This window comes from Nostoc sp. (assembly GCF_036917675.1).
Lineage (GTDB): Bacteria > Cyanobacteriota > Cyanobacteriia > Cyanobacteriales > Nostocaceae > Nostoc.
This window is the reverse complement of sequence record NZ_JBALCT010000051.1, coordinates 139331-160808: the sequence shown is the minus strand read 5'-3', so window position 1 is coordinate 160808 and position 21478 is coordinate 139331. Positions and strand designations below refer to the sequence as shown.

Sequence of the window (21478 nt, the reverse complement as noted above, 5' to 3'; positions counted from 1 at the left end):
CTTTCTGGAGAATAGGCAAAAATAGCCTGAATTTCTGGCTCCTCTAAGCTTTCTCTAATATAAGTGAAAATCTCCTGAACTCCAATTCCTTTTTCACAAATCTCAGGTGGGGGCGAGGTCAATTGTGGATTGAAACGAAGGGATAACTTTGTCAGGTTAGAGAGTTGGCAGATTTCTAGCGGCAGGCTGCTCAGTTGATTGTTACTCAGGTCTAACTCTGCCAGGTTAGAGAGTTGGCAGATTTCTAGCGGCAGGCTGCTCAGTTGATTGTCATCGAGGTATAGTTCCGTCAGGTTTAAGAGTTGACTGAATTCTGGCGGCAGACTGCTCAGTTGATTGCTAGAGAGGGATAGGTTTTTTAGGTTAGAGAGTTGGCAGATTTCTGGCGGCAGGCTACTCAGTTGATTCTCATTGAGGTATAACTCCGTCAGGTTGAAGAGTTTGCAGATTTCTAGCGGCAGGCTACTCAGTTGATTGCCCCATAGGTATAGCTTTCTCAGGTTGAAGAGTTGGCTGATTTCTGGCGGCAGGCTGCTGAGTTGATTTTGATTGAGGTCTAGCTCAGTCAAGTTGGAGAGTTGGCTGATTTCTGGCGGCAGGCTGCTGAGTTGATTGTTAGCGAGGTCTAGCCTTGTCAAGTTGGAAAGTTGGCTGATTTCTGGCGGCAAGCTACTCAGTTGATTGTTCCATAAGCCTAGTTTTCTCAGATTGGAGAGTTGGCTGATTTCTGGCGGTAGGCTGCTGAGTTGATTGTGATTGAGGTATAGCTCTGTTGCCTTTTCGTGGGCAGCTTTTTCAATAATTTGCAACAGTTTTTCGTTTGTCATCTGCAAACCTCACCAACTCTCTAGTCATATTTACCAGAGTAGTGTATCGCAGGTTATGGGGAGTAGGGAGTGGGGAATGTGGCTAGATGCGTATGTTGTATCTATATAAAAACTGCTGTAATGTTCAAATTAGCTGGGTGCGTAGGACGCAGTATTTGCCGTAGGCATCGCTTTGAGAATTAATGATATTCGGTTTACGATTCTTAAAGAATTACCATCTTTTTGAATTACGGCATTGGACATTAGTTATTCTCCCCCTGCTTCCTCATTACCCCTAATCCCCAGAGGGGATCGCCGAGTTCCTCACTCGCAACTAGCTATTAACTCTTAAACTGGGCAGTGGAGATGATTGATGCTGCTTAAAATCGGCAAAGTCACAGATTGAATTAAATGGGCAAAAACGGCAGTGAGATCCAGGATTTGGAGGAAAAATTTTACTGAAATTACTATTTTCATCCTGATATTTTTGTAAATCGTGCTGGTGCTTGTGGGCAACATTAGCTAACTCAAATTTTAAGGATTCTAACTCACTATTATTATTAATACTAATTAACTCAGACTTTTTAGATATTTCCAAATTATAAAATGATGCAACAGCTTTTCGTCCAGGGTAAAGATAACGAGCAGCTAGTAAATAAACTAATGCCTGTCGTCGGTCAAAAGCCGATTTACCAGTTTTAAAATCTAAAATATGTAAAGTGCGATCGCTCTCAATGAAAATGCAGTCCATAGCTGCATATAAGCGAAAGCAATAATCTTCTTGTTCAATTAAAATCGCTTTAGGAAACCCTTCATCACCCGGAGTTAATTGGATAATATCTTTATCCAAAAGCAACGGAGCATCATGATATTTTTTCAAAATTTGCAGCACGCGTTGCTGGACTTGCTCGCTGGAGTTGGCTAATTTAAGTAGCTGTGCAACTCTTTCTACACCATCTGATTGCTTCAACAGATGCCTGTGATGATGAAACTCATAAACGCCTTTTTGGGCAAGTATGCCAATTCGCTGGGGTGCGGTGGCTTGCGCTAAAAGCGCTTTGACTTGTGGTTCGTGTTGCCGTGCTTTGATAAACCCCCGTCTCATCTGGCAATGCCAGCGTTCTTGCCCAGTCGCTGGGGCAACTAGAGACCAAAGGTGATAACTGGCAAAAGGTCGATCGGGGGTTGACATTGCTCAGAAACAGTGAGAGAAAATACGGTAGGGAGAAGTTTCAGTTAAGGCTTCCTTAGAAAAGAACTTCGGGGGATACTTGCTGCTACACACGCTTTGCGCGAAGCTTTTATACTACTGATAATGTACGGGAGCAAGTGGCAAAAATGTCCAGCAAGATAAAATTTGGCACTGATGGATGGCGAGGAATTATTGCCGATGACTTTACTTTCCTGAATGTGCGGAAAGTGACAAGGGCAATTGCCACTTACTTGGAAACAGCCTATAAAAAAGACAGACCAGTACTTATTGCCTACGATACTCGCTTTTTAGCTGACGAGTTTGCCCAAACAGCAGCTCAAGTACTGGCAGACTTAGGTTGGACTGTCAAAATTACTGATCGAGATTGCCCCACACCAGTAATTGCTTACAACGCCCGTCACTTAAATTCTGCTGGGGCGTTGATGTTTACTGCTAGCCATAATCCAGCACCCTACTGTGGAATTAAATATATACCCGATTATGCTGGGCCTGCCACTCCAGAGATTACTGATACTATTGTGGCAAATATAGAAAATGCATCGGATGAGTTGCCTGGGAGCAGCCCATCAGGTTCAATTTCAATTTTCGATCCGAAACCTGATTACCTACAATTTATCTACACCCTACTTGATGTAGAACGGATCAGAAGCGCTAATTTAAAGGTAAAGTACGATGCCCTCTATTCTACTTCTCGCGGCTATTTAGATGAAGTTTTGCAACATAGTGGCGTTCAGTTAGAAAGTTTCCACAATTGGAGGGATGTTTTATTTGGGGGTGGAATGCCAGAACCCAAAGGAGAACAATTAGTTGAGTTAGTGGAAGCAGTACTTCGCGATCGCGCTGATTTGGGTTTGGCGACGGATGGAGATAGCGATCGCTTTGGGATTGTTGATGAACAAGGAACCGTTCTCACACCCAATACTGTGCTGTTAGTTCTAGCACGTCATTTAATCAAAAACAAAGGTAAAACTGGCGCTATAGTCCGCACTGTGGCAACAACTCACTTGCTGGATAATTTCGCGGCTAAAAATGGGCTGCAAATTTATGAAACACCAGTAGGTTTTAAATACATCGGCGAAAAAATGCGCGAAACTGCTGTATTAATTGGTGGAGAAGAATCAGGCGGTTTGAGTATTATTGGGCATATTCCCGAAAAAGACGGGATATTAGCCAATATGCTGGTGGCAGAGGCGATCGCATACGAAGGCAAACCCTTAAGTCAACTTGTCAAAGAAGCGATCGCCCAAGCCGATGGTCCTCTTTACAACAACCGCCTAGACTTGCACCTCACAGAGGCGCACAAAACCGCGGTCATCGACTCTTTTACCGAAAATCCGCCTACAGAGGTAGCAGGAATTAAAGTCAAGGAAGTGGGGCGTAAAGACGGTATTAAGCTCTATTTAGAAGAAGGTAGCTGGATTTTACTGCGTCCTTCCGGTACAGAACCACTGGTACGCGTCTATTTAGAAACCAACACTCCCGAAAAACTCACCCAAATCGCGCAAGAGTTAGAGAGTGTCATTGCTAAATTAGAGGCATAACAAAAAGGAGTTAAGAGTTGTAAATTAACAATTCTTAACTTAGAACTCCTATTAACAGTTATGAGTTCTAAATTAATAACTCCTCACTCCTAACTCCTAACTCTTCACTTCAATCAAAGTATGAAAACTTTAGCTCCTTTTTTCACATCTTTAGTTGTAGCGGTTTGGATAATAGCGATCGCAATTATTTCAGTCCAAAATGCCACACCCGTATCGTTAAAATTCTTAACATTCCAATCGATTCAGATACCAATGGGTTTAGTGCTGGCTTTTAGTGCTGGTGTAGGGTTAATTGGTATGGCACTGCTGCAACCTCTGTGGGGACTTGCTGGTATTGGGCAGGGTAATTCTCGATTGGAAGACGATGCCGAATTTTTTGTTGACGATGAAGATTTTTGAGGACTGAAAAAAACATACAGAAATACAGCTATCCTACAGAGCAACTTGAGGAAAGTTATCAAAGGGCACGTCACCAAGCAGCCAAGCAAACGGGGATGTTAATTTCTGTGTTTCCAGAAAAGTGTCCATATTCTTTAGAGTTAGTGTTGGATGAAGACTGGCTCCCGGAAACAAGCGATATTTGATTTCTGCAAGCCACACACTCGTGACTTATAGTCATGAGTTAGGCGCTCCATATTTGAGTGACTTCGTGTTAGAATTAAAATGTATTTAACGCATTTAAAAAGTTGTCTTACATCCAGAAAGCATTTAAAGTTACACTCATTCCTAACCACAGTCAAGAAGTCTTAATTAACAAGACTATTGGATGTGCAAGATTTGTGTATAACCGCTTTTTGGCACTGAGAAAAGAGCTATACAGCGCTGAACAAAAAACGTTAAATTATAACGCTTGCAGTCAGCAGTTAACTTTACTTAAAAAAGAGATTGAATGGCTCAAAGAGGTAGATAAGTTTGCTCTACAAAACTCGCTCAAGAATCTAGAAACAGCGTACAAAAACTTCTTTTCTGATTTAAAAAAATCTAAAGGCAAGAAGGGTGTAGGCTTTCGTAAATTCAAAAATAAACACGGATGCAAACAATCTTACAAGACCAATTTTACCAACAGCAACATTCAACTAATAGAGAATCGTTTAAAACTTCCAAAGCTAGGATGGGTAAGGTTTCACAAATCCCAAGACATTATTGGTAATGTTGTAAACGTTACCATCACTCGCACGAATAGCGGTAAATACATTGCTAGTATTTTGTGCGAAACAGAAATACAGAAATACCCTCAAGTTAGTCAAAATATTGGCTTAGACTTGGGAATTAAGTCTTATCTCGTTACTAGCAATAATGAAACAGTAGACAATCCCAAATATTATAGAACTCAAACTCGCAAGTTACGCTCATACCACAAAAAACTATCCCGCAGTGTAAAAGGTAGTAGTAATAGAGTCAAAGCGAAAATCAAGCTGGCTCGAAGCTACGAAAGAATTACGAATTTGAGAGATGATTTTCTGCACAAGCTGTCAACTCGTATAATCAAAGAAAACACTGTTATCTGTATCGAAAATTTACGAGTTGCCAACATGGTTAAGAATCACAAATTAGCCTTGAGCATTTCAGACGCTAGTTGGTCAAAATTTATTACCATGCTCGAATATAAAGCTTTGTGGCACGACAGAATTGTGCAGAAAGTTGGTACTTTTTATCCCTCATCTCAAACTTGTAATCATTGTGGTTTTATTAATCCACAAGTTTTGGATTTAAAGTTGCGTGAATGGTCTTGCCCTAGTTGTGATAACTACAACTTGAGAGACGTGAATGCAAGTTTAAATATTTTTTGTGAGGGGTTGAGAATTTTAACAGCCACCGTGGGTATCCCGGAGGCTCTAAACGCCTGTGGAGAACTTGTAAGACCTGGAGCAATTCAGGCAGAGATCGTTGAAGCAGGAATCGCGTGACTTCTAGTCATGCGAGGTTCAAAAATGTAATTGTGGCTATGTGGTATAAAGCGCGTAACGTAGCCACTTAATATATATTGGTTAGTCTGGCAAAATTTGAATTTTGAATTTTGAATTGATTTGTCTCCCCTACCTCTTCACTAAGGACGCAACTGCCCCCGCCGTTCGCCGTAACGCAATAGCCTTTCTATAGTTACAAGCCGATTTTCCCAAACTTTGACTTGATAGGAATTTGACTTAACCTCTTGGCTCATCAATACCCGAAATTGAGACTGGAACCGAGTTAAAGAGGCTCTCGCCACTATTAACTTACTAGGAGAAGGGGAAGCAGCAAGCTGATTTAAAGCACTGCCTAAAACTTCTGCCTGGTTGTTAAAATCTGATATTGTCTGAGCAGGTCTTTGTAGTTGGTCATTTTGGAAAACAAATTTCCATTCCCGTTGCAGCGCGGTGTAACGGATGGCGGCAGTTTGAAAAGGCTGGCGGTGAGGAATCGGTTCACTTCTTGTGGATTGAATCCTACCTTGGGTGCTAATAAAGAGTTTTTGTAGCTCGTTGTTAAAATTTTCTGCGGCAAAGAGTGCATAACCACTAACTGGCAAATCCCTTACCAACTGGAGTTGATCGAATGCCCCGATTGTTGGCAAAGAAAGTAAGCGAATTCCCGGTACTAACAATGTAGCTCCCAATTCTTTAGAGGCAATCCAGGGTTGGGCTAGTCGTTGAAAGCGAGAAGTATCCAGAGCATAAGTCATGGGAACGATTAAATCTACATCTCCCCGCCGGGCCCAAGTTTCCCAATTTTGTTGAATTTTCTGAATCCGCTCTAGTTCTGGCAGAGGAAATACTGCAACCGACAAAATCAAATTAGGTCGTTTTTGTCGCAACTGCTGTGATACTTGGGCAACAAAGCTATCAATTTGCGCGGTGCGAAATATCGTCCACTTTTGCCACAGTTCTGGTTGGCTAGGGGAAATATTTATCGGATCTACACCAGTAAGTTGCTGAAACTGCGCTCTTGCAGCTTTGCCATAGCCGTAAGTTCGACCTGCTGATGGGTCTTGAAAGGGGTAGCGAATGTAGTCTAGCTGTAGACCATCGACGTTATAGTGAGTGACGATTTCCTCATACAGCTTGAGCAAGTACTGCCGCACTTCGGGGTTGGCTGGGTCAAAAAATGGCTTAGTCTGCCCAACGGGAATCATGTTGCCCAGGTTATCGTAGTTTGCCCAATCGGGATGAGCCGCCAGTACAGGCCCTGGATAATTAGGATTAACGTTGATAATTTCATTGTGCCGTTGGTTCCCAGCAGCAAAAGTCCAAACCCAAGCGTGTAATTCTATGTCGCGTTCATGGGCTAATTTCACTGCTTCTGCCAGTGGGTCCCATCCACGAATTAATGGGTTTTGTTCTTTTGCGACTTGGCTCGGATAAATGGTATAGCCAGCATTAACAGTTTCAAAGAAGACGGTATTAATCCCAGCTTGGGCTAGGCGATCAAAAATCTGTGCCAGTCCCGCCTTGCTACCAGCGCGAACAATCGTCCCCCGATCTAACCAAACTGCCCGAATTTCTGGTTGAGCCTGCCTCCGATCAACAGGAAACTGCTGCCATAAAATCGTCTTCGCTACCAGCCACTGCTGACGAGCCAGAGCGTAGTTTTTTTGGGCAATCAATATGGGTAAGTTTTTGGCAATTACCCTTACCTGTGCCAAGGTTTGATCTTTACTTCTGACTAGCCCTCCCAATTTAGTTGAGGCCAATTGCGTCGGTTGCACCTTGACAGATTGGGGGGTGTAGGTGTCCAGATTCCTAGAGGACTGCTTTTGCTCAGATATTCCAACGCCTTCATTAGCAGCATCAGCTAATACCGCTAAATTAGCACTTTCCACCCGACCAATCAGATTTTCTAGCTCCTGCTGGAGAGCGATCGCTTCGTTATTATCAATCGGCTGATTGGAGTTGGGTGCAACATCCAGACGCACCGCTTGTTCCAACTGATCAATAGCCTCGGAATTTGGGGGTTTGACTGTAATCAGCGCTCTAGGTATGGGAGCAGTCGCAGTTTTAGCAGGGAGGGAGGGAGAGAGTGGCAAAGTGGCGGAGTAATTTTGAATTTTGAATTTTGAATTTTGAATTGTTTCCCCCTGCTCCCTTGACGCCACCGCCACCGTTGTAGAGCAGTTTTGGGAACCTCCTGCTACTTTTTTCATGCGATTCGATGGCGCTGGCGCTGTCAAATAGTGGTTGAGAGCAGCTTTTAACCAGGCATTATCTAACTCGGCGCCTGAGGCTGTATTTGTTCCCCAGCGCCAGCCCAAAAGGGTGGAACGCTCAGTTGTCACTACTGCGGCGGGATTATCTTTGGAATTCCAAACAGCAGGAGATTCACTGCCCATATCATTAGGAATCATCACGCCGCCGCGCACTTTGCCAAAGAGTTCAGTTTGATTTGCCCATTTTGGAATATCGGTTTTTGCGGGTTTAATCTGTTCTGTATCACTGAGGCTGAATCCCCAATAACCTCCCAAAAGCGATCGCAATAACTGGCGCACTCCTGGCGATGAGAGATTACCTACAGGCCCACTAGCAATCAACCGCCCTCCCCTACTCATCCATTCTTCTAGAGCGATCGCTTGGGTTGGCGTTAATGTCTCGACATTTGGCATAAATAATACCCGGCGATCGCCCCAATCTGCCGCACTCTTGACATCATTTAGGGGAATTACACAATATTTCACCCCGATTGCCTGTAAGCGATCGCTTATCCCTGTCCATTGATTTGCATTTTCTTGGCCATACACTACGCTCAATACAGGTTCTTCAGTCGCCGCAGTTACTGGCAAAATACTAAAATTATTTAAAATTAAAAAATTTAAACTTAAAATGAATAATCCGGCTTTTTTTATTTCTGAATTTACCTTTTTACGAGATTTTTCCTGATTCTTCACTCCTGACTCCTCAGTGGATTATTTATTAAGCATTACTTCTTATTTATCATCCAGGATAACAATAAATTACCTCCGAGAAATAACTGAACTTTGATAACTAAACCTGAACAGAATTGAAAATACACGTTTTAATTAAATCTTCAACTCCTGCTACTGGCAAAATTTTTGTATTTAGTCTCTCAGCTAATTCCTCAATACTCATATCATCTAAAAAGACTAATTCACCATTTTTTAACATGATATTCGGTAGTAAAATACCATCACCTAAATCTTGTCCTTCTAAATTTAAAAGCAAATCATGACCAGTTAATAATCCGGTTACACTGATAGTTTGTCCCCAATAATCACTACATAAAGCACGCATATTGACTTCTAAACCTTCAACAAAATTTAAGCGTTTCAAAATCGGTTGAAATGCTTTTTCTACGGCGTTGCCCACTACCCAAGTTAATTTCCTCTGAGGATAAACTTTTGGCGGTAGTAATTCTGCCGCAACGGTGGCAAATTGTTTGAGAAATAATTGAATTGAACCAACTCCGTTATCAATTTGAGGATATTCTTCATATTCAGATTCACTGGGTAATTCCTCACCTGCAATCAAAAACCACTCATCGGCTAACCAAACAACGCTGGAGGCGAATTGTTGGCGAAATTGCTGTGAGAGCGATCGCACTTGGGAAATCACTTCTTGGGCTTTTTCTCTAGTTACGGGTATGAGTTCGTCTTCTGGAGGCCGGAACCGTGTCAACCCAACTGGCACAACTGCCACTGATGCCACCGCAGGCACTTCACTAGTATGAAAGGACGCTAAATCTTTGAGAGTTTTTTCCAGATGTTTGCCATCATTTATACCAGGACAAACAACTACTTGAGCATGAATTTGTAGTCGCCTTTCTTGAAACCACTTGAGTTGTTGCAAGATTTGTCCCGCACGCGGATTTTTTAGCAGTCTAATTCTAACTTCGGGTTCGGTGGCGTGAACAGAAACATACAACGGAGACAAGCGCATTTGTTCAATGCGCTGCCATTCTCTTTCTGGTAGATTCGTAAGGGTAAGATAAGAGCCGTACAAAAAGCTCAGACGGTAATCGTCGTCTTTTAAATACAAGCTGGTACGCTTACCTGGTGGCTGTTGGTCGATAAAACAAAATGGGCAACGGTTATTGCACTGAATTAAGCCATCAAATAGGGCAGTTTCAAATTCTAGCCCCAAGTCTTGATCGTAATCTTTTTCGATTTCCAAGCTATGAGTTTTACCAGCAGCGTCTAAAACTTCTAATTCCAAAACTTCATCAGCACACAAAAACTGATAATCAATTAAATCGCGGGGACGTGTACCATTGATAGCAACGATCGCATCCCCCGACTCAAAGCCAATCTCTGCGGCTATTGAGTCTGGAAGAACTTTGGTAATTCGGGCAGGGTTAATGGTAGTCATTGGTCATGGGGCATTGGGCATTGGGCATGGGGCATTAGTCATTTGCTTTGGACTAATGACTAATGACTATTATGGAATTATCCTTTCCAACCTGCTGCGATCGCAGCTAAAATAGCACTACCGAATGCTAATCTATACCAAACAAAAACCAAAGTGTTTTTGGTTGCTAGGTATTTGATCAAAAATGCAATTGATAGGTAGGAAAAAATAAAGGTTGAAATAATCCCTACAATTAACAATCCAACAATGTTATCTGGCAACTGGTGGGCTTGAAACAACTTGAATATTTTCAAACTTTTATACAGCGTAGCAATGGTAAGAGTTGGAAACCCTAACAAAAATGAGAATTTCGCTGCTGTATCGCGTTCTAATCCTAAAAATAAGGCAGTCGTCAACGTCGAACCAGAACGAGAAACGCCCGGAATCAAAGCAAGTGTTTGTCCCAATCCAACTAAAATCCCATCCCGAATCTGTAATGACTCAAAACCTCGCTTGCGAGTGCCAATTTTTTCTGCCAAAGCTAGTACAAGTGCCATGATGATCGACATGATAGCAATAATTAATGCACTCTCCGGTAGAACATCTTTCAAAAGAAAGCCGAAAATTAAGGCAGGCATTGTTCCTACTACAATACCAACAAGAATTTTCCACTCCTCACGTTGCCAGTCTTTGTCTTTTATTGCTTCGATTCCACCTTTGACAATACTGTAAATCAGTGACCAAAAATACCCCAAAATTGCGATAACACTGCCAAATTGAATTGCATCAACAAAATCTTTAGAACCTAATTCTTTCCAACCAAATACCTTGGTAAAAATTATAAGGTGGGCAGTACTGCTAATCGGTAAAAACTCTGTAATACCTTGAACAATGCCCAAAATAAAAGCTTGAATAAACTCCATATGCAATTAATACCTTTTTCCTGTTCTAGACATGATTACGAGCATTGTTTAGCTGATGATGTTACTTTATATACTCTCCACTGCACCCAATCTTGTAGAAAATTCAATTTCACTGATCAATAACATCATCGAAGACGCTGACCATGTTCTTACACCCACCTCAATAAGTCAACGCAATTTTGCCAATTCATCAAACTTTAATATTTAACGTGAGTTCGATGAACCTCTCCCTGACTTAAACTAAAGTTCAAGTCTGTCCCTCTCCGAGTCGGAGAGGGACGGTTTTACTATGTAAAACCTCTAAGAGATTTCAATATTTACGCTAATTAGGCGGTTACTACATGATCTGTCGAACTCACCTCTCTGTATTACCCCATTTACAAGGGACTACAAAGGTGTTCTGTAAATAGCGCAACTTTAATGGATTAATCTGCCGCAGAATGTTTTGTTTGGTTTGCGCCAGCGCTCCCCGAAATTTCAGTATAATTACAATGCCCCTGGGGGGGATTCTAAAATGTGATATCTTAAATAAGATGAAGTTTAGTAACAAATATTAAAAACTTTGATTAATAATACACTATCCTCCTACACTGCTTCTACCCCTTCTATTGATACCGAGTTGGATTTAGCTGATATTGGGCAGAAGGGGATCAGGCGATTGGAATCTACACTTTCCTCTTCTCTCTCTGTTCCCTTATCTATTTCTAAGAGACAAACTTGGTTAGTGTTTGCTGCGGCGGTGTTTTTGGTAACAGTGCCAGTATTTGTAGAAGCGCCAATAGTGCGATCGCTACCAAGTCTAAGTTTAGCGCTGACAGGATTTTGGGTGTGGCTAAGTTTTAGGTTAATGTCACGTCCTGCAACTTATGTATGGGGGGATTTGCTCTTCGGGTTTAGCTGGAGTTGGTTAGCAGGAGCGATTTACTGGGGCTGGTTACGTTGGGAACCTTTATGGCATCTGCCAGTAGAGTTTATCGGTTTACCGTTTGCTTGCTGGTGTTTGGCGAAGAATTGGGGCAAGGTGGGTAACTGGTTTTATTTAGGTTCTTTACTCGGTACAGTTTTAACAGATGTATATTTTTATATAGTAGATTTGATGCCCTGTTGGCGGCAAATTATGAGAGTAGATGCAGATTTAGCACCACAAATCTTACAAAATGCCTTAACGCAAGTACAAACGCCTTGGGGACAAACTTGGGCTATAATTCTCGCCTTAGTGCTGTTGACAGTCGGGATTTTACCTTTAGGTCGAAATCAAAGACACTGGTATGCCTTTAGTGGCGCAGTTTTAAGCACAATTTTGGTAGACAGCCTATTTTTATTAGCTGCGATCGCAGCGTAAAGAAGGCAGGAGGTTGCATCTGTTACCGAAACTTTTCCCAGCCCAATCTACAGCACATCAAGAATGATCCTGTAAATGATTAATCAGTTAAGAAATATTACATAAGAGTCCATCATCATCAAGTCTTTTTTGGTAGAGTTTTCGGTATTAGACATCGCCAGAATCAGCCATCCCGGAAAGATTTCGTCTAGCTGTAAATGCTACAGAATCATGGATGCAACGCTATTGCAGCTATGTAAGCACTCTAACCACGATGAAGATTTTTGGCAAAAGTAGAGTCAAACCCAGTAACGGCAAATATTGTGGATATTAATACGCTGTATATTAGTTTTTGATGACTGCTGTGTTGATTAAGCTATCAGGTTTTGTCCTTTGTCCTTTGTCCTTGGCGCTCTCACGAATGACTAATGACTAATGACTAATGACCACTGTTAGCTTAAAACTTTTATTTCTGTTTGATGGAAAGAGGTAGAAAAATCGTGAAAAGATTAGCGCGTTTATTAACAGTGTTTAGTTTGTTACTTAGTTGCTGGGGATGGTTAGGAACCACTCAAATAGCCCAAGCTGCTAGTTTCAACAGTTTTGCTTTTCCCCAAGTCCCCGTTCTAGCAATTGAGCGGCAGAATCGGGCAGACGCTAAACTAGGAACGGAATTTGGTAAAAAAATTGATTTGAATAATACCAACGTCCGAGCTTTTCAACAATATCCAGGGCTTTATCCTACCCTGGCTAAGAAAATCATCACCAATGCTCCTTACAAAAATGTAGAGGATATATTGGATCTTCCAGGATTGAGCGATCGCCAAAAACAAACCCTGCAAACCAACTTCGATAAATTTACCGTCACAGAAGTAGAGCCTGCCTTCAATGAAGGAGACGATCGCTTTAACAACGGTATCTACAGATAACTGAATTACAGTTAATGTAGCAAATAGCAGCCCACTCCTAATTCTAGGGAGTGGGAGAACTAGGAGTTAGGAGTAGAGACGCGATTAATCGCGTCTCTACAGGAGTTAAGAGTTAGGAGTTAAAAATTCAAAACTCCTCACTTCTAAATCCTAACTTCCCCCTCCCACAGACGCGATTAATCGCGTCTCCTGTTGTACAGACGCGATTAATCGCGTCTCCTCACTTCCCCCTCCCCCATTACCTTGCCTCAGATAGATATTCCTAGCCAATTTGATGTTTTAGTAGTCGGCGCTGGTGCAGCTGGACTATACACAGCGCTGTGTCTACCAGAGTCCTTGCGAGTCGGCTTGATTACCAAAGAAACTGTTGCTTTGTCCGCCAGTGATTGGGCGCAAGGTGGCATTGCCGCAGCAGTTTCCCCGGAAGATTCTCCCACGCTGCACATTGAAGATACGATCCGGGCTGGTGCAGGTTTATGCGATCGCACCGCCGTAGAATTTCTCGCCCAACTTGCCCCTAACTGCATTCAATCGCTAGTTAACTTGGGCGTTGCTTTTGACCGTCATGGCCAAGCCTTGGCTTTAACTTTAGAAGCTGCCCATTCTCGCAACCGCGTTCTCCACGCCGCCGACACCACAGGCAGGGAAGTTACCACCACCCTCACCGACCAAGTATTACGTCGCCAGAATATTCAAGTTATTCAGCAAGCTTTGGCTTTGAGTTTGTGGATTGAACCCGAAACTGGTCGCTGTCAGGGAATTAGCCTGTTTTATCAAGGTAAAATCACCTGGGTAAAAGCTGGTGCTGTGGTACTGGCAACTGGCGGCGGCGGTCAGGTATTTGCCCAAACCACTAACCCGGCCGTAAGTACGGGTGATGGGGTAGCGATCGCATATCGGGCTGGGGCGATCCTCCGCGATTTGGAATTTGTGCAATTTCACCCCACTGCCCTGACTAAACCTGGTGCCGATCGCTTTCTGATTAGCGAAGCTGTACGCGGCGAGGGCGCACACCTTGTCGATAACGAAGGGCGGCGTTTTGCCTTTGACTACCACCCTGCGGGGGAACTAGCACCCAGAGATGTGGTCAGTAGAGCAATTTTCAGCCATTTACAACGTACCGCCCTTGATCTGGCGACTGCCCATGTGTGGTTGGATATGCGCCCCATCCCCGCCGACAAGATTCGTCACCGCTTTCCAAACATCATCAAAGTTTGTCAGCATTGGGGCGTTGATGTCTTCCATGAACCAATTCCTGTAGCGCCAGCTGCCCATTATTGGATGGGTGGAATTGTCGCGGATCTGATGAATCGCACAAATATCCCCAGTTTGTACGCCGTGGGTGAAACCGCTAGTACTGGGGTGCATGGGGCAAATCGCCTTGCCAGTAATTCCCTGCTGGAATGTATTGTGTTTGGGGCCCAGATGGCTAATATTGAGTTGGAAAGTATTGGGCTGCCATCAGAAACCCCAGTGCTGCCATTACGAAAATTTAGTGTTGATGCCAGTGAGTGGCACATCCAGCAAGCACAGCTAGAAGCACTCAGGGAGAAGTTACCGCGTCTAGTATGGGAAAGTGCTGGTATTTGTCGGGAAGAATCAGGGTTGGAAAGTGCGATCGCTACTATTGAATCTTGGCAGCAAGATTTCGCTATCTTGCCTTTAAGTCAATTCTTGTTTGCTTTACGCCCAGCAGAACCAGCTAGTTTTGACATACCAGATGTTCAACGGCAATTGGGACTTTGGGCAGAAACCCGCAATTTATTAGATGTGGCTGATTTAATTCTCAAAAGTGCTGCTTTTAGAACCGAAAGTCGAGGCGGACACTACCGTTTAGATTATCCTCAAGCAGACCCAAATTGGCAAGTCCACACACTTGTACAGACAGATCATTGGTGGAAATCTCCACTATGATTAACTTCACAAAACCCTTGCCTAGCTGCTGATTCATTCTCTATTTCCTATAGCTATTAATTATCTAACTAAAATGGCTCAAGCCGAAGCTAAATAGAGTTTATAAGAGTTCTTTCAACTCATAGCATTTATGTTTGAAGATGCGCCCATAAGACTGATACAAAACTACAGGCTGTAGGGGCAATTCATGAATTGCCCCTACGTGAATAAAGCGCAGCCTCATATAGAATTGGTATCAGCAAGATTCTTCAAGACATCGTGGTATTTGTGATGTTTTACTATACAGCGTTTTTCAGGTAAACGAGGTACACAGGTAAGGGCACAACATTGTTGTGCCCTTACAATAATCTGTACAGAGGAGCTTGTTACAATCTGCTGTTAAGGCCAATTATCTGACAAACTGCAACTGGGACTTTTGTGGCTATCAGTACATATTAATAATTACATCCCCAGGTAGCTCCCAAGTGTTGTAAAAATAAATCAAAGTATACGCTCTTAGTCATGCTTTTGTTCAATTCCCCTACTTAACCTTGGGGGCGATCGCAATGGTAAGGATAAAGCCACTTACACTTGAAAAGTCCGTGTGTATGTTTTTCAAAAAAGGTTCCAGCGTGGCGTTCAGGTAAGATGTCGATCCCAGCCTTGGTTTTAATTTCGTACAGCCAAGGAAAGGCTACTACTAAAACAGCAGTGACAGCGAAGATGTAGAAAATTATGGTTCTAATTTTGGGCAATCTTCGGGAATTGCTGTTGTGGTTTTGAGACATAGTAGAGGTGAAAAATTAATTATCAATCTTAGCCTGTCAATTACTTGAAATACTTGAAGTTACGAGGTCCCGTGTAACCAGAAACTTTCGCTAGTTCCTCTAAGCTTTGGACTCCGCTATAGCTTTTACCATTGACGATCCAAGTGGGGAAGCCTTCAATTTTTGCGGCTTTACACAGTTCTGTTTGAGCTTTGAGTCCATCGGGAGCGCACTCTACCCTAACATCATTGTTGATTATTTCCTCGGCTTCTTTACCAAAAAGCAGCTTTTGTTCATGGCAGTGAGGACACCAGTAAGCAGTGTATTCCTTCGCGCCTACCTTTGCAAGCTGGCGTGCGAGAGCTATTTCTGCCTCACCAGAAGTAGTGGTAACTTCCCAACCGAATGCTGGGTTAGGCTCTACCTTGGGAATAAAGTTAATCTGTACGGGTTGTCCAGGAGTTCCCGATGTAATATCTGATTTATTCACGCCAGCATATACGCCTAAAGTACCAATCAGCGTCACCATCCCGACAATAATGGCAGTAAAAAAGATTTGTCCAATATCCTCCCAAGTCCGACCGATAATCGTCAGTACCAAAAGACTCAGAGAGAACAAAGCTGAACCGATACAGTAAGGACAAATAGCTTTAATTTGAGATGCCAGCACGTACATTAAGTAGCCGCTAAAGACAGACATAGCGATCGCACCCGCCAGCAGCAGCAACCACGTCCAATTTTCCAATTGTTTGCGGCGATTGTTTTCCCCGGAGTTGAATACCAAGGGAGCCAAAGCAAATATCACCATACTGGTGTATGCCAAAAACCCAAACAAGGCTAATGGCTGGCCAAAAACCGTTGCCCAAGGACTGGAAAGCACATCATTACAGCCCTTGACACCAGCCTGTGCCACACAAGCTGCATTGCCTCCTGTTAACTTTTCTATGGTGAGATAACCTGTTATCAGGGCACCACATCCAGCGATCGCGGCAATCAATGGACGTGACCATTTATGAATCCAAGGAGTAGAACGGCGGCGAATCATAAACTGTTATTGGTTATTGGTTAATGGGCATTGGGCATTGGGCAATTCAATTTTGGATTTTGGATTTTAAATTTTGGATTAAAGTTCAATCTAAAATCCAAAATCTAAAATCTAAAATTCTTGCTCCCCATGCCCCATTTAAGAATGTAACTTTACTTGTTCTGTTGATTTGCTTTCACCTTTGGAGTTCCAATTGCGACGGGCAGCCTCAACAAATTGACTGACGCGAATTGGATCAATTGGTTGCTCTATGCGTCCGTGACGTTTCAGGGAGCTGGAAACTATTACACCATCTGCTGCCTGCATCAATGTATCAATATTTTCCCAATTAGCCCCACTACCAATGAATACTGGCGTGCCATTTGCTGCACCACAAGCTAGTTCCAAATCTTCTAAGTTAGGAGGGCTACCAGTAGCCCAGCCAGATAAAATAACTCCGTCTGCTAAACCCCTTTCAATGGTGTCTTTGACGGCGACTGTGAGATTTGGAGAACTCAAAGGACGGGCGTGTTTCACCAACACATCGGCGAGGATTTTAATATCGCAGCCTAACTCTCGTCGATAGCGGAGTAATTGATGGGCTTCTCCCTCAATTAATCCCTGATCGGTTGCCATCACTCCTGTGAGAACGTTGACGCGGATAAATTGCGCCTGCACACAGCTAGCGATCGCCATTGCACTTTTGCCATCGTTTCGCAAAACATTTAAGCCTATGGGCAAAGTCACCAAATTTTGTATCCGTTGCACCACGATGGTCATGGCACTCACAACCACTGGATCGACTTGGTTTTTGGTAAACGGCGCGTCGAAAAAATTCTCCACAATCAGCCCGTCAACCCCTCCACTTGCTAGGGCTGCGGCTTCTTGTTCGGCACGGTCAATCACCGCTTTTAGGCTACCTCCCCAACGGGGTGAAGTAGGCAGCGGTAGCAGATGAACCACGCCAATAATCGGTGAGCGAGTTTTAAATATCTGATATAAGTCCACTTCTTTAATCCGCCTCGCGGAGTCCAGAGTCCAGAATTTTTTGACTATTGAACGCCAATTCAACGCTACTCCCCTTAAGGTCGGGAAAATACGCACTTGACTGGCTCCTCTTAACCCTTGACTCTTGACTTTTCATTAATTAGTCAAATGTGTTTTATGATAGTTGGTCTACTGCCTCCTTCCTCAGATGGAAATTGGCGTGAAACCTCCCATAAGATATGTTAAGATAAAATCTGGCTACAAGAGGAGTTTGCCACTCATTAGATGCAAGGCAGCTTTCCGTGGTTTAGGCGTCTGGTCCGCGCACCGTCGTAGGACTTGCCAATCGCCAGGGTAGCATTACTGCTTTATAGGCGTAGTCGCTTTCGTCGATTTCCCTGAGGGTAGCGACTTCTCACAACAAGCCCTTTGGGCGGCTCCCCGATGGGTAGGTTAACAACGCACACGCTGCGGTAATCTAAAATACCAATAGGCGAACTGTTAAAAAACATTACAAGTGTCAAATGTACCCAAAGACACTTCAGTTTACCCTGGGGAACAGATTGATAGGAATATCATAACATGGCCTCTATTTTTATTATTGATAGGGTCATAAGTTGACGGACAGTTGCTGACAGTGGGAATTTGCCACTGTACTGTTTTGATGAGGATTCTGATAGCAAAAAAGCAAAGTTAGCGCCAGAATGTTTGACTACAAGAAAAAAATGAAGATATATTCAAAATATGGGTGACAAGCCAACAATTGCCATTTCTCACCTGGGCTGCGAGAAAAATCGAATTGATACAGAACACATGCTAGGACTGCTTGTAGAAGCAGGCTACGGTGTAGATACAAACGAAGAGTTAGCAGATTACGTTATTGTTAATACATGTAGTTTTATTGAAGCAGCGAGACTTGAATCTGTCAGAACTTTGGTAGAACTGGCAGAGGCAAACAAAAAAATCGTAATCACTGGCTGTATGGCGCAACACTTCCAAGAACAACTTTTGGAGGAGTTGCCAGAAGCAGTCGCCGTTGTGGGTACTGGCGATTATCACAAAATTGTAAATGTAATTGAGCGTGTTGAACTTGGCGAGCGGGTCAAACAGGTTAGTATTGAACCAACCTACATTGCCGACGAAACTACACCGCGCTATCGCACGACAACCGAGGGCGTAGCTTACCTGCGGGTTGCGGAAGGATGTGATTATCGTTGTGCATTTTGTATAATTCCTCATCTTCGAGGGAACCAGCGATCGCGTACTATTGAATCTATAGTCGCCGAAGCGGAGCAGTTAGTTAGTCAAGGGGTAAAGGAAATTATTCTAATTTCCCAAATCACCACTAATTACGGTCTAGATATTTACGGTCAGCCAAAATTAGCCGAATTACTTCGCGCTTTGGGGAAAGTAGATATACCGTGGATCAGAATGCATTACGCTTATCCCACGGGACTGACCCCAGATGTGATAGCGGCCATCCAAGAAACACCCAACGTCTTGCCTTATCTGGATTTGCCCTTGCAGCATTCTCATCCAGAGATCCTCCGCGCGATGAATCGTCCTTGGCAAGGACGTGTAAATGATGGGATTATAGATCGCATCAAAACGGCGCTACCAACAGCCGTATTGCGGACAACATTTATTGTTGGTTTCCCAGGAGAAACAAGCGAGCATTTTGAGCATCTACTAGAGTTTGTTCAACGGCATGAATTCGATCATGTTGGTGTCTTCACCTTTTCCTCTGAGGAAGGAACCCCAGCTTATAAGTTACCAAATCATTTGCCCCAATTGGTGATGGATGAGCGCCAATACCAACTTATGGAACTCCAGCAACCGATTTCCCAAAAGAAAAATCAACAGGAAGTAGGCAAAATAGTTGATGTCCTGATTGAGCAAGAAAATCCTGAAAGTGGTGAATTAATCGGTCGTTCAGGTAGATTTTCCCCAGAGGTCGATGGTCTGGTATATGTCAAAGGTCAGGCAAAGTTAGGAACCATCGTGCCAATAGCGATTCACCACGCTGATACATACGACCTCTATGGTCAAGTAGTCAATAACTAAATTGTCATTTGTCTTTTGTCAAATGACCCTTACGGGTTCGCCCTTCTGGTGAAGTATTTCCTCATGGAGGGTTTCCCCTAAGACTCTGCAGGCTGACTAATGACTAATAACTAATGACTAATCCAAAAATCCTTACAAAAAATTTAGGAGAATTAATGACTCTTTCATTTCAAGAATTAGGCATTTCCCAAGAACGTGTCGAACAACTAGAAAAAATCGGTTTTACCGAACCGACTAACATTCAAATACAGGCAATTCCCCAATTGCTAGCTGGTCGTGATGTGGTAGGCCAATCTCAAACTGGAACAGGTAAAACGGCAGCATTTTCACTGCCAATCATAGAGCGGCTGGATATTAATCAAAAAGCCGTGCAAGCTATAGTTTTAACACCAACTCGTGAATTAGCAATGCAAGTTCACGATGCGATCGCTCAGTTCATCGGTGATGAAGGATTGCGGGTGTTAGCAATCTACGGTGGTCAATCAATTGACCGCCAAATGTTACAACTCAGACGTGGCGTTCACATGGTAGTGGGCACCCCAGGACGGGTGATCGATTTGCTCGATCGCGGCTGTTTAAAGCTCGATCAAGTGAAGTGGTTTGTGTTGGATGAAGCCGATGAAATGTTGAGTATGGGCTTTATTGACGATGTGGTGAAAATCCTCTCTCAAGCGCCCGTAGATCGCCAAACAGCTTTATTCTCAGCCACAATGCCACCATCGATTCGGATGTTGGTGAACAAATTTTTGCGATCGCCTGCAACTGTCACCGTTGAGCAGCCAAAAGCCTCTCCCAACAAGATTAATCAGGTAGCTTATCTGATCCCCCGCCACTGGACAAAAGCCAAAGCTTTACAGCCGATTCTGGAAATGGAAGATCCAGAAACAGCTTTAATCTTTGTCCGCACCAGACGCACAGCCGCCGAACTCACCAGTCAGTTACAATCTGCTGGTCATAGTGTCGATGAATACCACGGTGACTTGTCCCAACAAGCGCGGGAACGCTTATTACTCAGATTCCGTAACCGTCAAGTCCGTTGGGTGGTAGCAACTGATATTGCTGCACGAGGGTTAGATGTCGATCAACTCTCCCATGTGATCAATTACGACTTACCCGATAGTGCAGAAACCTACGTCCATCGCATTGGTCGTACTGGTCGTGCTGGTAAAGAAGGAACAGCAATTTCTTTAGTACAGCCATTTGAGCGGCGCAAGCAACAAACATTTGAACGTCATAACCGCCAAAATTGGCAAGTGCTGACGATTCCCACACGCGCCCAGATTGAAGCAAAACACATTCTGAAATTGCAAGAACTGGTGAGAGAAGCTTTGACAGGTGAGCGTTTGGCTTCATTCTTGCCGATTGTCAGCGAACTGATTGAAGAATATGATGCTCAAGCGATCGCCGCAGCTGCACTGCAAATCGCTTACGATCAAACTCGTCCCGCTTGGTTGAACTCAGACGTGGAAATTCCCCAAGAGGAATCTTCCGCTCCCAAACCCAGACTGGGTAAGCGTCGTGAATCTTCCAGCGATCGCCCCCGTTCTGCATGGAAATCAGATAGCAGCAATGGTGAAGAAAGACATGCTTCTCCTAAGCCAAAACTGCGGACAAGTGGACACGAGTCTTCTGCATCCCCTAGTAAAAAGCTAGGTTCACCTACAGCTAGGGAATCAGCTTCTTAGTTAACAGTTAAAAGTTAATCAATTTTGGATTTTAGATTTTTAGATTTTTT

Annotated in this window: 16 protein-coding genes and 1 pseudogene; 9 read left to right on the top strand and 8 right to left on the bottom strand. The window is 43.4% G+C overall.

Features of this window, described 5'->3' with window-relative positions; translation table 11 throughout:
- Window positions 1-125: 125 nt before the first annotated feature.
- Both V7K31_RS18745 and V7K31_RS18740 read right to left on the bottom strand, forming a co-directional pair.
- Window positions 126-827: pseudogene (locus V7K31_RS18745) on the bottom strand (leucine-rich repeat domain-containing protein); the annotation flags it as partial.
- 313 nt (window positions 828-1140) lie between these two features.
- On the bottom strand, window positions 1141-1998 hold the full coding sequence (locus V7K31_RS18740) for a PD-(D/E)XK nuclease family protein (protein WP_335095986.1): 858 nt from the start codon (window positions 1996-1998) through the stop codon (window positions 1141-1143).
- A gap of 146 nt (window positions 1999-2144) precedes the next feature.
- On the opposite strand from V7K31_RS18740, the gene V7K31_RS18735 reads away from it, so the two are divergent.
- The 4 genes from V7K31_RS18735 to tnpB all read left to right on the top strand — a co-directional run bounded on the left by V7K31_RS18735 (window position 2145) and on the right by tnpB (window position 5467).
- The gene (locus V7K31_RS18735) at window positions 2145-3560 is read left to right on the top strand and encodes a phosphoglucomutase/phosphomannomutase family protein (protein WP_335095985.1); all 1416 of its coding nucleotides are present in this window, start codon (window positions 2145-2147) and stop codon (window positions 3558-3560) included.
- Window positions 3561-3680: 120 nt separating this feature from the next.
- The gene (locus tag V7K31_RS18730) at window positions 3681-3959 is read left to right on the top strand and encodes a LapA family protein (protein WP_335095984.1); all 279 of its coding nucleotides are present in this window, start codon (window positions 3681-3683) and stop codon (window positions 3957-3959) included.
- Window positions 3956-4144 carry a DUF29 family protein gene (locus tag V7K31_RS18725; protein ID WP_335095982.1) on the top strand — a complete coding sequence of 63 codons (189 nt, stop codon included), beginning with the start codon at window positions 3956-3958 and terminating at the stop codon, window positions 4142-4144. Before V7K31_RS18730 ends, V7K31_RS18725 begins: the two co-directional genes overlap by 4 nt.
- A 102-nt stretch (window positions 4145-4246) precedes the next feature.
- On the top strand, window positions 4247-5467 hold the full coding sequence (gene tnpB, locus V7K31_RS18720; protein WP_335095980.1) for an IS200/IS605 family element RNA-guided endonuclease TnpB: 1221 nt from the start codon (window positions 4247-4249) through the stop codon (window positions 5465-5467).
- A gap of 140 nt (window positions 5468-5607) precedes the next feature.
- Here the strand turns inward: tnpB and V7K31_RS18715 are convergent, their stop codons facing one another.
- The 3 genes from V7K31_RS18715 to V7K31_RS18705 form a co-directional block, all read right to left on the bottom strand.
- Entirely contained in the window at window positions 5608-8418 is a 2811-nt protein-coding gene (locus V7K31_RS18715) for a glycoside hydrolase family 10 protein (protein WP_335095977.1), read from the bottom strand.
- Window positions 8419-8515: 97 nt separating this feature from the next.
- On the bottom strand, window positions 8516-9856 hold the full coding sequence (locus V7K31_RS18710) for a TIGR03279 family radical SAM protein (RefSeq protein WP_335095975.1): 1341 nt from the start codon (window positions 9854-9856) through the stop codon (window positions 8516-8518).
- Between the two features lie 77 nt (window positions 9857-9933).
- Window positions 9934-10758, bottom strand: coding sequence for an undecaprenyl-diphosphate phosphatase (locus tag V7K31_RS18705; protein WP_335095973.1), 825 nt, complete (start codon window positions 10756-10758; stop codon window positions 9934-9936).
- A 562-nt stretch (window positions 10759-11320) separates the two neighbouring features.
- Between V7K31_RS18705 and V7K31_RS18700 the strand changes: the two genes are divergently transcribed.
- From V7K31_RS18700 to nadB, 3 genes are all read left to right on the top strand, one after another.
- Window positions 11321-12100, top strand: coding sequence for a DUF3120 domain-containing protein (locus V7K31_RS18700; protein ID WP_335095970.1), 780 nt, complete (start codon window positions 11321-11323; stop codon window positions 12098-12100).
- A gap of 479 nt (window positions 12101-12579) precedes the next feature.
- Entirely contained in the window at window positions 12580-13008 is a 429-nt protein-coding gene (psbU, locus tag V7K31_RS18695) for a photosystem II complex extrinsic protein PsbU (protein WP_334941149.1), read from the top strand.
- A 243-nt stretch (window positions 13009-13251) separates the two neighbouring features.
- Entirely contained in the window at window positions 13252-14922 is a 1671-nt protein-coding gene (gene nadB, locus V7K31_RS18690; protein ID WP_335095968.1) for an L-aspartate oxidase, read from the top strand.
- Between the two features lie 524 nt (window positions 14923-15446).
- Here nadB and V7K31_RS18685 read toward each other — a convergent pair.
- The 3 genes from V7K31_RS18685 to btpA all read right to left on the bottom strand — a co-directional run bounded on the left by V7K31_RS18685 (window position 15447) and on the right by btpA (window position 17700).
- Window positions 15447-15689 (bottom strand): hypothetical protein, encoded by a 243-nt coding sequence (locus tag V7K31_RS18685; RefSeq protein ID WP_335095967.1) that lies wholly within the window; start codon window positions 15687-15689, stop codon window positions 15447-15449.
- A gap of 40 nt (window positions 15690-15729) precedes the next feature.
- On the bottom strand, window positions 15730-16713 hold the full coding sequence (locus tag V7K31_RS18680) for a vitamin K epoxide reductase family protein (RefSeq protein ID WP_335095966.1): 984 nt from the start codon (window positions 16711-16713) through the stop codon (window positions 15730-15732).
- Between the two features lie 138 nt (window positions 16714-16851).
- Window positions 16852-17700, bottom strand: a complete 849-nt coding sequence (gene btpA / locus V7K31_RS18675) for a photosystem I biogenesis protein BtpA (protein ID WP_335096092.1) — start codon at window positions 17698-17700, stop codon at window positions 16852-16854.
- 723 nt (window positions 17701-18423) lie between these two features.
- On the opposite strand from btpA, the gene rimO reads away from it, so the two are divergent.
- Together rimO and V7K31_RS18665 are read left to right on the top strand one after the other, a co-directional pair.
- On the top strand, window positions 18424-19743 hold the full coding sequence (gene rimO, locus V7K31_RS18670) for a 30S ribosomal protein S12 methylthiotransferase RimO (RefSeq protein ID WP_335095963.1): 1320 nt from the start codon (window positions 18424-18426) through the stop codon (window positions 19741-19743).
- Window positions 19744-19898: 155 nt separating this feature from the next.
- Complete coding sequence (locus V7K31_RS18665; protein WP_335096091.1) at window positions 19899-21428, top strand: DEAD/DEAH box helicase; 1530 nt, start codon at window positions 19899-19901, stop codon at window positions 21426-21428.
- Window positions 21429-21478: the final 50 nt, after the last annotated feature.